Genomic DNA, 13,973 nt, shown 5'->3' on the forward strand with positions numbered 1-13,973 from the left:
CGAGCTTGCGAGGCACGGGGTAGGCGGCGAGCGATACGCTGGATGTTGATGACTGAATCAACACCGCCGGCACAACCATCGGGGCCTTCCTTGACGCAGCAGGGCACGCTCCTGCTTCTGGTGCGCCACGGGGAGACGCCGACGACGGGCATGGTGCTGCCGGGGCGGGCCCCCGGACTGCACCTGTCCGACCGGGGCCGGGCCCAGGCGGAACGGGTCGCGGAACGGCTCGCCGGCTTGCCCGTCGATGCCCTCTATTCCTCGCCGCTGGAGCGCGCCTGCGAGACGGCGGAGCCGACGGCGGCCCGCACGGGACTGGACGTGAACCATGACGCAGGGCTGCTTGAGTGCGATTTCGGCGAGTGGACCGGCGCCGTGATCGCCGACCTCGCGGCCCTGCCGGAGTGGCGGACCGTCCAGCACAGCCCGTCCTTCTTCCGCTTCCCGGGCGGCGATAGCTTCCGGGAGATGCAGGAACGGATCGTCGGAGCGCTGGACTCACTGCGCGCAGCGCACGCCGGGGGCGTCGTTGTGTGCTTCTCCCACGCCGACCCCATCAAGGCCGCCGTCGCCCACGCCCTGGGCACGCATCTGGACCTCTTCCAGCGCATCGTCATCAGCCCGGGCTCGGTGTCGGCCATCTCGTTTATGGCAGGTCACGCACCCGCGGTGCTCATGGTGAATTCGACGGCGGAACCGCTGAGCGGGCTGAGGGGGCCGTGACTGTGGGCAGAGTGTGTCGGGAGCTTCGGTGAACGGGAACAGCCGGTGTCCGGCCGGGAGCTGACCCTGCTCACCGAGGGCCGCGTCGAGCTGCTCGGGCGCATCCCGCGCAGCAGCAACGAGACGTTCCTCGTCGAGGTCTCCTGCGGGGACGACGCCGCGTATGCGGTCTACAAGCCGGAGGCAGGGGAACGGCCGCTGTCCGATTTCGAGCCCGGACTCTACCGGCGGGAACGTGCGGCCTACCTGCTCAGCGAGTCCCTGGGGTGGGGACTCGTCCCGCCCACGGTGATCCGGGACGAGGCGCCCTTGGGTGTCGGGTCGCTCCAGTGGTTCATCGAGTGCGACTTCCAGGAACATTACTTCACTCTTTTCGAGGACGCCCCCGAGACCCATCGTGACCTGGCCCGGATCGCCCTGTTCGACTGCGTCGCCAACAACACGGACCGCAAGAGCGGCCACGTGCTGCGCGGTGACGACGGGCGGGTGTGGGGCATCGACCACGGGCTGTGTTTCTCCGCAGACTTCAAACTCCGCACGGTGATCTGGGACTTCGCCGGCAACCCCATCCCCGAGGCCCTGCTCGAGGACATCGCCCCGCTCGCAGACGCCGCGCCGTCCGGGGTGGCCGAGCTCCTCGACGACGACGAGATCGCCGCCCTGCGCCACCGCGTCCGGCGCCTGCTGCACTCACGGGTGCTGCCGGTTGACCGCACCGGCAGGCGCTACCCGTGGCCGCTCGTGTAGGTGACTGCTTCCTGAACGCGCGAATCAAGGGTCATTTCAACTATCTACCAGACAAATAGGTGGCATCAGGAAACGCCCCTTCACCGAATAGCTCCGGTGCTTCAGTCTGGTTACTAGACCCGCTGGTCCCGTCCAGCAACAACATAGAAGGACTTCAACGTGGAAACTCCCCTCTCCCATCTTGCCCACCTCGAGATCACCACCCCGGACGTCGAAGCCTCGGCACAGTTTTACGAGGAAAAGTTCGGCATGCGCATCATCGACCGGGTGGACGGCAACGTCTACCTGCGCTGCTGGGGCGACTACTACCGCTACAGCCTGGTCATCACCGAAGGGCCGGAAGCCTCCCTGGGCCGGATGGCCTGGCGTACCAACTCCCAGGCAGCCCTCGAAGCAGCAGCCCGGGGCGTTGAAGCAACCGGAGTCCAGGGCAGCTGGACCGCCGGCGGCCACGGCTACGGCAAGGCGTACGAATTCACCGGCCCCTACGGCCACCACATGCGCCTGTTCTACGACGTGGAAATGTTCGTCGCCGAAGCCGGCTTCGAGTCCACCTACCCGGACCGGCCGGAACGCCGCAGCAGCCACGCCGCCGCTCCCCGGTTCCTGGACCACGTCACCGTCGCCACCTCTGACGTCCGCGGCTTCGCCAAGTGGTACAACGAGGCCCTCGGCTTCCGCGTCATGGCATTCGTGGACCTGGACGAGGCTCCCATCACCGTCTTCTCCGTGCTCACCACCAACGAGAAATCCCACGACCTGGGCGTTGTCCTGGACACCTCCAACCGCCCCGGCCGCGTCAACCACATCGCCTTCTGGGTTGACGCCACCGAGGACCTGCTCCGCACGGCGGACGTCATGATGGAGAACGGCACTCCGATGGAATACGGCCCCTCTATTCACGGCGTGGGTGAGCAGAACTTCCTCTACTTTCGCGAGCCGTCAGGCCTGCGCGTGGAGCTCAACTCCGGCGGCTACCGCAACTACGTCCCGGACTGGGAGGCCAACACCTGGAAGCCTTCCGAGGGTTCGAACAACTTCTACAAGAACGGCGCCATGCCGCACTCCATGACGGAATCATTCCCTCCGGCCGAAGGCTTCACCGCCACCGAAGAAGGCGCCGCCCCCGAGATGAAGGAAGCGCTCCTGAACCCCTACGCCAAGCAGGGACGGGGCTAACGGCGCCATGGCTGAAGCTACGTATTCTTTGATCCGCTTTCAGGAACCCGGTGACACCAAGGCCCGGGCAGGCATGCTGGTGGACGGTCGCGTCGTGCCGCTGAATGAGGAGATCAACTCCATCATTGAGCACTGGGACACCACGGAGTGCCAACTGGATGCCATCGCCGCTTCTGCCGCTGAGCGTACTGGCCTGGCAGCGACCGACGTGGAACTCCTTGCCCCGGTGGAGCCGGTCCAGGTCCTCCAGACCGGCGCCAACTACCGCAAGCACGTGATCGACCTCGCCGCAGCGCACCGCGGCCAGGGCGAGGACGAGGAAGAAGTGCGCGCCAAGACGGCGGCCATGATGGACCAGCGGGCAGGGCAGGGCACGCCGTACTTCTTCATTGGACTCCCGACGGCGATCGCGTCCGCCACGGACGACCTCACCCTGCCTGCCTATTCCAACTCCCATGACTGGGAGCTGGAACTGGCGGCGGTGATCGGCAGGACGGCGTTCCGGGTCACGCCCGAGGAAGCCCTCGAGTACGTCTTCGGCTACACCATGGTCAACGACATCACCACCCGTGAGTACGTTTTCCGTAAGGACATGCCTGCTATCGGCTCCGACTGGTACCGGGCCAAGAACGCCCCCGGCTTCCTGCCCACGGGACCGCTGCTGGTACCCGCCAAGTTCTTCGGCGACCCGCAGGATGTCCAGGTGACGCTGAAGCTCAACGGCCAGGCCATGCAGGACGAGTCCACCCAGGACATGATCTTCGGGGTGGCCAAGCTGGTCAGCGAGGCCTCCCAGATCATGCCGCTGCGCCCGGGCGACCTGGTCCTGACCGGAAGCCCCGCCGGCAACGGACAGCACTGGGGCCGGCTGCTCCAGGACGGCGACGTCATGGAAGGCACCATCACCGGGCTGGGCACCCAGCTGATCCGCTGTAGGGACGAAGTGCAAACTGAAGGCAGCCAGCCGTGACCACCCAGGAGACCGCCCCCATCAGCGGGACCGGCATCACCACCGGCACCGGGGAATCAGCCACTGATTCCCCGGTGATCCGGCGTGAGGACCCGCTCGGCAGCATCCGCGCTATGGCCAAGACCCACAACAACTGGGGCCGCTGGGGCGTAGACGACGTCCTGGGGACCCTGAACTTCATCGACGCGGCCAAGCGCGTCGAAGCAGCAGCCCTGGTGAAGACGGGCGAGGCCTTCTCGCTGTCCCAGCCGTTCGACACCAACGGACCGCAGAAGGGCTGGCGCCGCCGCACCAACCCCGTGCACACCATGACCGACACCGGTGTGGACGCCGAACGCGGCAACCAGGGATTCCCGCACGGCTTCGGCGGAGCAGACGACGTCATTGCCATGCCGTTGCAGTGCTCCACACAGTGGGACGGTCTGGGCCACATTTTCGACCAGGGCAAGGCTTGGAATGGCCGTGCTGCCGGGGACGTGGTCACCTCTGAAGGCGACCTGGTGACGGGAATCGAAACGGCCGCGGCGAAGATCGTGACCCGCGGCGTGTTGCTGGACGTTGGCCGCGCGCTCGGACCCGAGGTGGGACGGAGCGACGGCGAGCTGCCGGACGGCTTCGCCATCACCCCGGAGCACCTCCAGCGGACCATTGAACTGCAGGGGCCAAGTTCCAGAGTAGGCCGGGGCGACATCGTGGTGATCCGCACCGGCCAGCACACCCGGGTCCGCCGCGAGGGCTGGGGCGACTACGCCGGCGGCTCGGCCCCCGGGCTCTCCTTCAGCACCGCGCCGTGGCTGCACCGCAGCGAAATCGCCGGGATCGCCACCGACACCTGGGGCTTCGAGGTCCGTCCCAACGAGTTTGAGGGCGCTTTCCAGCCACTCCACCAGATCGCCATTCCGAATCTCGGGCTGTTCCTGGGTGAAATGTGGGACCCGGACGGCCTGGCGGACGCGTGCGCGGCGGACGGCAGGTATGACTTCCTGCTCACCGCCGCCCCGCTTCCCATCACCGGCGCCGTGGGGTCACCCGTCAACCCGATCGCAGTCCGGTAATCACAGTCCGGTAATCGGGTCCGGAAATCACAGTCCGGTAGCTTTCAGTACAACAGCAACACAACCACCAGCAGTTACGCCGTCAATACAAAGGAGTCAGCGATGGCAGCAGTACAGAACGTCGGAATCGTCGGGGCGGGAGCCGCGGGGCTGACCGCAGCCATCCTTCTGGCCGACGCCGGAATCCACGTGGAAGTCCTGGAGAAGGCGGAAGTCCCGCAGACTCTCGGATCCGGAATCACGCTGCAGGGCAACGCTTTAAGGATCTTCCGCCAGCTCGGCGTCTGGGAGCAGATCGAGGCGAAAGGCTACGCGTTCAGCACCCTTGGCCTGCGCGCCCCGAACCCCGACGGCACCGTGATCGCGGTTCTCGAGGACATCCGGACCGGCGGCGAGGACCTTCCCGCCACGCTGGGAATGTACCGCCCAGACCTCACCGCCATTCTCCGCGAGCGGGCTGAGCAGGCCGGTGCACGGATCAGCTACGGCAAGACCGTCATCGGAATAACGGACGACGGCGGCTCCGTCACCGTCAGCACCGCCGACGGCGGCACCGCCCGTTACGACCTCCTGATTGGCGCCGACGGCCTGCACTCCGCTGTCCGCAAGGCCATCGGTATCGACGTCGAACCCCAGCCCACCGGCATGGGCATCTGGCGCGCGTTCGTGGAGCGGCCAGCGGAGGTGGTCCGCACCGACCTGACCTACGGCGGCCCCTGCTTCATCGCCGGCTACTGCCCCACCGGCCCGGACACCATCTACGCCTACCTCGTAGAGAAAGCCCAGGAGCGCAAGCACGAAGACGGCCCCCGCATCATGACCGAACTCGCGGCAGCCTACGGCGGCCCCTGGAACGAAATCCGCGTGAGCCTGGACCAGAGCGCCCGCATCAACTACACGTGGTTCACCACCCATCTGGTCGACGGGCCGTGGAACCGCGGCCGCAGTGTCATCATCGGCGACGCCGCCCACAGCTGCCCGCCCACGGTGGCCCAAGGGGCTGCCATGGCCCTGGAAGACGCCGCCGTGCTGGCCGAGCTGCTGATCAAGGCCGACGACCTCACGGAGACCCTGTGGAAGGAGTTCACCGACCGCCGCCTCGACCGGGCAAAGGCAGTGGTCAGCGCCTCCGTCCAGCTGGGCCAGTGGATGCTTGACGGTGTTCGGGACGCCGACGTGCCGGGCCTGATGCACTCGCTGTCCACCATGCTGAGGGAACCCGCATGAGCACCCGCTCTGCTGAAACGCCCACCGTGGACGTCCACGCCCACATCCTGCTTCCGGCCCTGCAGCAATTGGTGGCCGAAGCCGATCCCGAGGGGTTCGGCGCCCAGCAGGCCCTGGAAGTGCGGCGCAACGGACCGGAGTCCATGGCCGCTTCGGGCCGGATGATCAAGGAGCGGTGGCCGCAGCTGACGGACCTGGACCGCCGGCTGGCGGACATGGACGCCCAAGGCGTTGACGCCCAGCTGGTCTCGCCGTCCCCGTCGCACTTCTACTACTTCGCCCAAGAAGAGCTGGCCCTGCAGGTGGCCAAGTCCGCCAACCGAGCGGTGCGCGAGTTCGTGGACCGCGCGCCGGAACGGCTCAACGGGCTCGGCCTGGTCCCGCTCCAGCACCCCGCCCTGATGGTGGAAGCCCTGGAACACGCCGTCCTGGAGTGCGGGCTGCTCGGCGTGGAAATCGGCTCGTTCGCCGCCACCCCCGGGGACCCGGACCGCAGCTCCGTTGAGCTTTCCGACCCCCGGCTGGAATCGTTCTGGACCCGTGCCGAGGAGCTCGGAGCCGTGGTGTTCCTGCACCCGTTCGGCTGCTCGCTGGATGAGCGGCTGGACCGTTTCTACCTCGCCAACACCGTTTCCCAGCCCGCAGAAAACGCGGTGGCCCTGTCCCACCTGATCTTCAGCGGCGTCCTGGACAGGCACCCGCGCCTCTTGGTCATCGCCGCGCACGGCGGCGGCTACCTCCCGACCACGCTGGGCCGCTCCGACCATGCCTGGCGGGTCCGGCCGGAGGCACACGCCTGCGCCCAGCCGCCGTCGTCGTACCTGAAGAAGCTGTACTTCGATTCGCTGGTCCACAGCGCTGCCGAACTGCGCGCCCTCGTGGCCGCCGCGGGCCCGGAACGGGTGCTGCTCGGTTCGGACTACCCGTTCGATATGGGCTCCGACCGCCCGGTGGCGGAAGTTCTCCAGGCACGGCTTCCCGCCGAAGATGAAGCCAGGGTGCTGGCCGGCAATGCTGCCGCCCTGGGCATCACGCCCGCCTCGATCCTTACTCCCCGCCGCACAGCCTAAGGAAGATTTTTCATGGTCAAGATTGCACGCTGGAACCACGACGGCGGGACGGAGTCCGGCTTCGTTGATGGCGGAACCTGCTACGCCCTGCCCGCAGGCCAGGGCGTCCAGGATCTTTTGGACGCCGGACTGGAAGAAACGCTGCGTCGTGCCGGGCAGACCATCGGATCCGCCCCGGCCGTTCCGCTCGCCGAAGTGCGGCTGCTCGCCCCGCTGGTGCCCGCCACCATCCGGGACTTCGTGGCGTTCGAGGAGCACGTCGAAGGGGTACGGAAAAGCATCGACGGCGTGGCCGGCGTGGTGCCCGAATGGTACGAGGCGCCCACCTTCTACTTCACCAACCCCCACACGGTGACCGGCACCGGTGAGCTGATCGGCATTCCGGCGGGCTGCGACGACCTGGACTTTGAAACGGAAGTCGCCGCCGTCGTCGGGCGCGTCCCCGGAAGCGACGGCAGGAACCTGACCGCGACGGAAGCGCACCGCCACATTTTCGGGTACACCGTGCTCAATGACTGGTCAGCACGGGACCTGCAGCGCCGGGAAATGAAAGTCGGCCTGGGACCCTGCAAGGGCAAGGACTTCGCCAACACACTGGGGCCCTGGATTGTCACCGCCGACGAGTTCGAGGACCTGCACGACGCCGAAGGGTTCCTGCCGATCTCCATGTCGGTCGAGGTCAACGGCGAAGCCATCGGCCAGGACCTGCTCTCCAACATGGGCTGGCCCTTCGCCGAGCTCGTGGCCTACGCCTCGCAGGACTCCGTGGTGGGGCCCGGCGATGTGCTGGGCTCCGGCACCTGCGGCAGCGGTTGCCTCGCGGAGCTGTGGGGGCGGAACGGCTCAAAGACTCCCCCGCCGCTGAAAACCGGCGACGTGGTCCGCATGAGCGTGGAAGGCATCGGCAGCATCGAGAACACGGTGGGTGAACGCCGCAACGCCGGGGCCCGCGTGAGTGCCCGGCAGCGCCCGCGCAACCGGGTTGCCTCCGCGGTTACCTCCGGGACGTAGGGTGGTCTCCCTTCAGCTCGATGGCCGGACTGTGGTGGTCACCGGCGCGGGCCAGGGCCAGGGCGCTGCCGAGGCGCGCATGCTCGTGGAGGCCGGGGCCCGTGTCATCGCCACAGACCTCGCCGTGGACATGCCGGCTGGGCTGGACCTCGTGTCACCGGCTTCGGCCGGCGCGTTGGTGTACCGGCAGCTGAACGTCAGCGATGCCTCCGGCTGGTCCGATCTCGCTCAATGGATCCAGTTCCAAGGGTGGCAGGTGGACGGGCTGGTCAACAATGCAGGCATCACCCAGCGGAGCCGGCTGCTGGAGGCCTCTGTGGCTGACCTTCAGCGCGTCTACGAGGTGAACGTTGCCGGAGCCCTGCTCGGTATCCAGGCCCTCGCACCGCTGATGGCCAGTGGCTCCGCGATCGTGAACGTGGGCTCCGTGGCGGGCCTGACCGCGCACTACCCGGTGGCCTACACCGCCAGCAAATGGGCGCTGCGGGGGCTCTCCCAGGTGGCGGCCATGGAACTCGGCCCGCGCGGGATCCGCGTTAATACTGTCCACCCGGGCTTCATCGAAACGCCCATGACGGCAAGCGCCAAGCCCGAGTTCAGGCAGGCCACGCTGGCCGAGACTCCGCTGGGGCGCACGGGCAGCGTGGAAGAAGTGGCCGGCGTCGTGCTGTTCCTCCTCAGCCCGCTCTCTTCGTTTGTCACCGGTGCCGAGATCCCGGTGGACGGGGGCCAGTCAGGCCACGGCGGAGCAAAGTCTGTCTCCGACGCCATGCGCTGACTGGACCGCCTTCCGAACCCCAACTAGCTCGCAGTTAAGGCCGTTATGAGCGCTCATAACGGCCTTAACTGCGAGCTAGTTGGGATAATGCACGCTCGCTAGCCCGGCAGCACCGCCGACCAGCCGCCGTCGACCATCAGGTTGGCGCCCGTCACGTACGACGCTTCCTCGGAAGCAAGGAACAGCGCACATTTGGCCACTTCCTCCGGCGAGCCAATCCGGCCCAGCGGGATGCTGCCGGCGATGGAACGCATGGGGTGGTCGGCGGACAGGAGGTTGCCCTCGGTGGCCGCGGTGCGGATCATTCCGGGGCTGACAGCATTGACGCGCAGTCCATGCGGGGCCCCCTCGGCCGCCAGCTGCCTGGTCATGGCCACCACGGCTCCCTTTGTGGCAGTGTGGGCCAGCCGGCCGTTGGTCATGGATCCGGTGACTCCTGCCGTGGATCCCACCAGCACAATGGCGGCGTTCTGCGCCCGGATCAGTTGTGGCCAGAAGTATTTGACCGGCAGGAACACCACGTCCATCTCGTGTTCAACATTCCACTTCCAGTCGGCAAACGTGAGCTGCTCCACCGGGGCGAAGCGGGTGACTGCCGCGTTAGCGTACAGGATGTGGACCTGGCCATGGTTTGCGGCGACGTCCTGCGCCCATGCCGCCACGGCGGTCTCGTCCGTCAGGTCTACCCGGCTGCTGCTCATCCGGCCCCCGGCCGCGGTGACCTGGCGGACGGTGGCCGCGGCGCCGTCGTCGTCCATGTCGCAACCGACCACTAAAGCCCCTGCCTCCGCGAAGGCGAGCGCCGCCGCCCTGCCTTGTCCGCTGGACGTTCCGGTGATGACGGCGGTTTTGCCGGCCAGGCGCTGGCTGGAGACAGGCATAGGGGTCCCTTCCGAAAGTACGTTTCTTCGACTCTCGCAGGGTTGGTCCGAACGGGGAATGGCGCCTTGGCTCTAGGTGGTATCCGCCGCACGAATAGTCACCGGGTGGGCGGCGACGGGGAAAAGTTCGTGCAGCCGTGAACAGGCCCGCTGGACCACGGAACGCAGCCAGACGCTGGCAGGGTCCTCGGTCTGGGACGGGTGCCAGTACATCGCTTCCACAAGGGACGCTTCAGTGTCTTCCGTGAACTCCAGCACCACGATATGCGCGCCGCGCTGGGCCCGTGCTGCCAGCATGCCCGGGACCAGCGCCACGAGGTCAGTTCCCTCCACCAAAAGTGGCAGGGACAGGAATCCGGCCACCACAGCCGCCACGCGGCGCTGGATGCCCCGCGACTCGAACAGTTTGTCCGCCGGCGTACTGATTCCCTCGCCGAAATAGCCGACGGCGTGGGGAACGGTGGCCAGGTCCTCCAGGGTGAGCCCGGGCTGCTGGAGCAGGGGATTTCCGGTGTCAGCCACAGCCACGAAGCTGTCCCGGAAGAGCTGCTTGCTCGCTCCCTGCATGTGGTATCCCGTGGGCCCGACGAGCAGGTCAATCTTGGAATAGTCAGCCATCTGGCCTTGGATTCCGGACTTGGCTGTGGGAACGAAGTCCACTGATACGCCGGGTGCGGCCTCGCGCAGGATCCCCCGCAGCGGACCCACAATCAGCGCCGCCGCATAATCCGAGGCTGCGATGATGAATTCCCGCTCGCTCGTGGCGGCGTCGAAGCCGGAGCGTACCCGCGTGGCCCGCTGGATGTGCAGCATTGCTTCATCAACCAGCGGGACCAGGGACTGCGCGAAGGGCGTGAGGTCATACGTCCGGCCGTTCCGCACCAGGAGTTCGTCGTCGAAATGGCGCCGGAGCCTGGCCATTGCGGCGCTGGTGGCCGGCTGGCTGAGCTGGAGCCGTTCAGCCGCCCTCGAAACGTTTCGCAGTTCCAGCAGGACCTGCAATTGGGGCAACAGGTTCAGGTCCAGGTTCTTCATACCCATAGGTTATCCGGGCTCCGAGCCCGGCCGGATTGGCGGCGGAGGGCACCTGACTTCGATGGAGCTGCCGGCTCAGGCGCCCTCCGATCCAAGGTCTTCGGCGACCTTCCGGGCGCCGCGGACGGCGATGGCAACACTCATCAGCGTTGGATTCATGGCCGTTGCCGTCGGAATGAGAGCGTTTCCGCCCACCACCAGGTTGTCGTAGCCCCAGACGCGTGACCACGGATCTGCCACCGAGGTGCCGTCGTCGGTTTCACCCATCCGCATAGTGCCCTGGTAGTGCAGGCTCGAGCCGTTCGGCATGAGGCGGGGCTCGGCGACGAAGGCGCCAAGGGTTTTGCCGGCACGCCGCAGCCGCTCAGTGGCCTCGGCGATTTCCGCGTTTTCCCGCTCCGTGAGCGCGTACTCGATGGTCATGTTGGGGAATCCCCGGTAGTCCGGCTCGTTGTCGTCGAAAATGACGGCATCCTCGTAGCGCGGGTGCTTGCGCATGCCGTAGCCCATGTTGACGTAGCCCCAGCGGTTCTCGGAGTACGGGGTTCCCTGCTCCATCGGGAAGGGAGTCGATTCGGAATACATCACCTGGACCGAGAACGGGTGCTCCGGCTCGGAGAACGGGATGCGGTTCACTGCCGCAACGGGGTCTGCCGGGTTCAGTGCGCGCCGGGCCAGTTCGGCGTCGAGGTCCTCCTCCGTGGCGAAGCGGCGCATCTTTTCAGCGTCCAGCGCCACCGTGGAGATGACCACGGGATGCTCGGTCAGGTAGTGGCCGAGCGCCTGCGGTCGCACGCCCGAAGCCCACAGGAGCTGCGGTGAGCGGAAGGCATCACCAGCCACCACAACGACGTCGGCTGCCACAAAGGACTCCTCCCCCGTGCGCAGGTCCCGGACGGCGACCCCGGCGGCCCGCTGTCCGTCCAGCTCCACGCGGCGGACCAGGGTGAGGTCGCGGAGTTCGAACCGCTTCGAGAGCGGGCTGTCCATATCGATGAGCGGGCCGAGGACGACGTCGGCGCCCGCCCAGCGCACGGAGCCGTCCGGTTGCGGGTCGCCGGCCACCGGAAGGGTGCTCACGCCGTACCCTTCCGGCAGTTCCGCGCCGAATTCTTCGTCAAGGAGGGACCGGATGGCTTCGCCGACGGTGGAATCGGCGAACGCGGCACTGTGGACGTGCAGCAGCTGCTTTGCATCGGCGATGAGCTCGTCCCATTCGTCATCTGCGATGAACGGAACCTTCTCGCTGAAGGCCGGCGACGGCGTGGCGCAGGTCCAGTGCGCACCCTGGCCGCCGACGTTAGTGGCCGCCGCCGCCGCGGGAAAGCTTGAGGCGCGGGCGGAGCCCGTCCCGCCGAAGTCGAGCAGGTGGGTGCCCTGGCGGGCGGTAAACATTCCTTCGGTGACTGTTCCAGCGGGGATTCCGAGCGTTTCGCGGTAGGAGCCGGCCTGCGGCCCCTGCGACATCTCCCGCGCGCGGGCCTTTTCGTCGGCGTCGGGGATGTTGCGGACACTCTCGCCGGGAATGTCGGTCAACTGCGGCCCGGCCTCGAACATGATCACCCGGGCACTTGGGACTTGCTCCAGGAGCACCCGTGCGTAGGTGGAGCCGATGGGCCCGCTGCCGACAATGGCGATAGTGGGGTTGGACATGATGTCTCCTTTGAAATCAGGCCGAAAGGGATTCGGAAGGTGCGTGGGGAGCGGGAACGGGTTCGTCGGACAGGCGGCCGTGCGGAAGCAGGACCGCGGCGACAATTCCCACGGCGTATGTGGCCGCCAAGGCAAGGAAGATGGGAGTGAAGACTGAGCCGTAGATGCAAGCGACGTTTGCCTGAACTTCCGGTGCCGCCCCGTGAACCAGGTGGGGGGTCAACGTGGAAGCGTCGAGGCCGGGCGGCAGGAGCGCCGCCACGCCGAAGCCGATCACCCCGCCGATGATCGCTGTCGCGACGGTTGATCCGACCTGGCGCACCAGGTTAATGGTTGCGGTGATGGTGCCGGTCTGGCTGGCCGGCACGGCGCCCTGCACCACCGCGACGATCAGGCTCATGAACGCTCCGGTGCCCATTCCAACAACCCCCATGACAATCATGGGAACCCACAGCGGAAGCCCGGCAGGCAGCACCGCCATGACAAACAGGCCGGCCGCGCCAAGGGAGGTTCCCGCGATCGGGAAGACCCGGTACCGCCCCGTCCTGCCGGCCAGCCATCCTGTGAGCAGGTTGCTGATCAGCATGCCGAACACCGTTGCGATGGGAACGAGCCCGGACACGGTGGCCGTGGTTTGGTAGGACATCTGGAAGTACGTCGGCAGGTAGGCGGTGATGGAGAAAAGCCCGACGCCGATGATCGCCGACAGCGCGGTGCCTGCCGCAATCGTGCGATTGGCGAAGAAGTGGAGCGGCACGATGGGCTCGGGTGCCCGCCGCTCAATCAGGAAGAAGGCAACAAAGCCCACGGCGCTGGCGGCGAGCGCCAGAGCAGTGGCGGGGTCTGCGCTCCGTTCGGCTGCCCAGGTAACCGCGAGCACTAGGGCCACCAGGGCAGTGGTGAAGACGGCGGCGCCGGCCACATCGAAGTGGCGTGGCCTGGGGCCGGGTTCCAGGCGGGGAACAGCGATCAGGGCCAGGACCAAGGCTGCGGCGCCCACGGGGATGTTGATCCAGAAGACCCACTGCCAGCCCCAGTAATCAGTGATTGCGCCGCCCAGGACGGGACCCACGAGAATAGCAATCGGGAAAGCGGCGCCGATAATCGCCATGTAACGGGGGCGGTCGCGCTGCGTGGTGACCCGGGCAATGATGGTCTGGGACATGAGCTGCAGCCCGGCCGAGCTCATCCCCTGCAGGATGCGTGCGGCGATGAGCCACGCCATGTTCTGGGCAAAGCCGCACGCCACGGAGGCGGCCAGGAAGACCACCAGGGAACTGAGGAAGATGCGGCGCGCTCCCAGCACGTCGCCCAGTTTGCCGAGCACGGGCAGCAGCACCGTGCTGGCCAGGGTGTAGCCCACAACAACCCAGCTCATCAGCGTCAGCGCATCCAACTCACCGGCAATCGTGGCGAGAGATGTGGACACCACTGTGTGGTCCAAGGCCCCAAGGAAAGAGACAGAGAGCAGGGTGATAACGAGGAGACGGAGTCTCAAAGGTGAAAGTGGCATAGTGATCTACCCGAACGATCGGGCCATCGACGCGACGTGTTGTGCCTCGGCCGCACCATCACGGCCGAGAGCGGGTCCCGAGGGAACCCCGGCGCCATTAGCCACACTACCCTCACTTTAGTCTAAAAACA

Annotated in this window: 13 protein-coding genes; 9 read left to right on the top strand and 4 right to left on the bottom strand. The window is 66.9% G+C overall.

The features are described 5' to 3' along the window. Window positions 1-48: 48 nt before the first annotated feature. The 9 genes from LDO15_RS19405 to LDO15_RS19445 all read left to right on the top strand — a co-directional run bounded on the left by LDO15_RS19405 (window position 49) and on the right by LDO15_RS19445 (window position 8,760). Window positions 49-723, top strand: coding sequence for an MSMEG_4193 family putative phosphomutase (locus LDO15_RS19405; RefSeq protein WP_223981360.1), 675 nt, complete (start codon window positions 49-51; stop codon window positions 721-723). A 45-nt stretch (window positions 724-768) separates the two neighbouring features. Next, window positions 769-1,470: an SCO1664 family protein gene (locus LDO15_RS19410; RefSeq protein ID WP_223981363.1), complete on the top strand. Its 702-nt coding sequence runs from the start codon at window positions 769-771 to the stop codon at window positions 1,468-1,470. Between the two features lie 159 nt (window positions 1,471-1,629). Next, window positions 1,630-2,649, top strand: a complete 1,020-nt coding sequence (locus LDO15_RS19415; RefSeq protein ID WP_223981365.1) for a VOC family protein — start codon at window positions 1,630-1,632, stop codon at window positions 2,647-2,649. 7 nt (window positions 2,650-2,656) lie between these two features. Then, window positions 2,657-3,619 (top strand): fumarylacetoacetate hydrolase family protein, encoded by a 963-nt coding sequence (locus LDO15_RS19420; RefSeq protein ID WP_223981368.1) that lies wholly within the window; start codon window positions 2,657-2,659, stop codon window positions 3,617-3,619. Continuing rightward, window positions 3,616-4,674, top strand: coding sequence for a cyclase family protein (locus LDO15_RS19425; RefSeq protein WP_223981371.1), 1,059 nt, complete (start codon window positions 3,616-3,618; stop codon window positions 4,672-4,674). Before LDO15_RS19420 ends, LDO15_RS19425 begins: the two co-directional genes overlap by 4 nt. A gap of 102 nt (window positions 4,675-4,776) precedes the next feature. Beyond that, a complete protein-coding gene (locus LDO15_RS19430) occupies window positions 4,777-5,901 on the top strand; it encodes an FAD-dependent oxidoreductase (protein WP_223981374.1) in 1,125 nt (374 codons plus the stop codon). Beyond that, complete coding sequence (locus tag LDO15_RS19435) at window positions 5,898-6,971, top strand: amidohydrolase family protein (RefSeq protein ID WP_223981376.1); 1,074 nt, start codon at window positions 5,898-5,900, stop codon at window positions 6,969-6,971. The genes LDO15_RS19430 and LDO15_RS19435 overlap by 4 nt, the downstream gene beginning before the upstream one ends. 12 nt (window positions 6,972-6,983) lie before the next feature. Then, window positions 6,984-7,982 (top strand): fumarylacetoacetate hydrolase family protein, encoded by a 999-nt coding sequence (locus LDO15_RS19440; RefSeq protein WP_223981379.1) that lies wholly within the window; start codon window positions 6,984-6,986, stop codon window positions 7,980-7,982. Between the two features lies 1 nt (window position 7,983). Further along, a complete protein-coding gene (locus LDO15_RS19445) occupies window positions 7,984-8,760 on the top strand; it encodes an SDR family NAD(P)-dependent oxidoreductase (protein WP_223981382.1) in 777 nt (258 codons plus the stop codon). Between the two features lie 98 nt (window positions 8,761-8,858). Here LDO15_RS19445 and LDO15_RS19450 read toward each other — a convergent pair whose 3' ends face one another. The 4 genes from LDO15_RS19450 to LDO15_RS19465 form a co-directional block, all read right to left on the bottom strand. Further along, window positions 8,859-9,641 (bottom strand): SDR family NAD(P)-dependent oxidoreductase, encoded by a 783-nt coding sequence (locus tag LDO15_RS19450; protein WP_223981385.1) that lies wholly within the window; start codon window positions 9,639-9,641, stop codon window positions 8,859-8,861. Window positions 9,642-9,713: 72 nt separating this feature from the next. Further along, window positions 9,714-10,676, bottom strand: coding sequence for a LysR family transcriptional regulator (locus LDO15_RS19455; protein ID WP_223981387.1), 963 nt, complete (start codon window positions 10,674-10,676; stop codon window positions 9,714-9,716). 75 nt (window positions 10,677-10,751) lie between these two features. Further along, the gene (locus LDO15_RS19460) at window positions 10,752-12,329 is read right to left on the bottom strand and encodes a GMC oxidoreductase (RefSeq protein ID WP_223981389.1); all 1,578 of its coding nucleotides are present in this window, start codon (window positions 12,327-12,329) and stop codon (window positions 10,752-10,754) included. 16 nt (window positions 12,330-12,345) lie between these two features. Further along, the gene (locus LDO15_RS19465) at window positions 12,346-13,761 is read right to left on the bottom strand and encodes an MFS transporter (protein WP_263428284.1); all 1,416 of its coding nucleotides are present in this window, start codon (window positions 13,759-13,761) and stop codon (window positions 12,346-12,348) included. Between the last annotated feature and the right edge of the window lie 212 nt (window positions 13,762-13,973).

The organism is Arthrobacter sp. NicSoilB8 (assembly GCF_019977355.1).
Classification (GTDB): domain Bacteria; phylum Actinomycetota; class Actinomycetes; order Actinomycetales; family Micrococcaceae; genus Arthrobacter.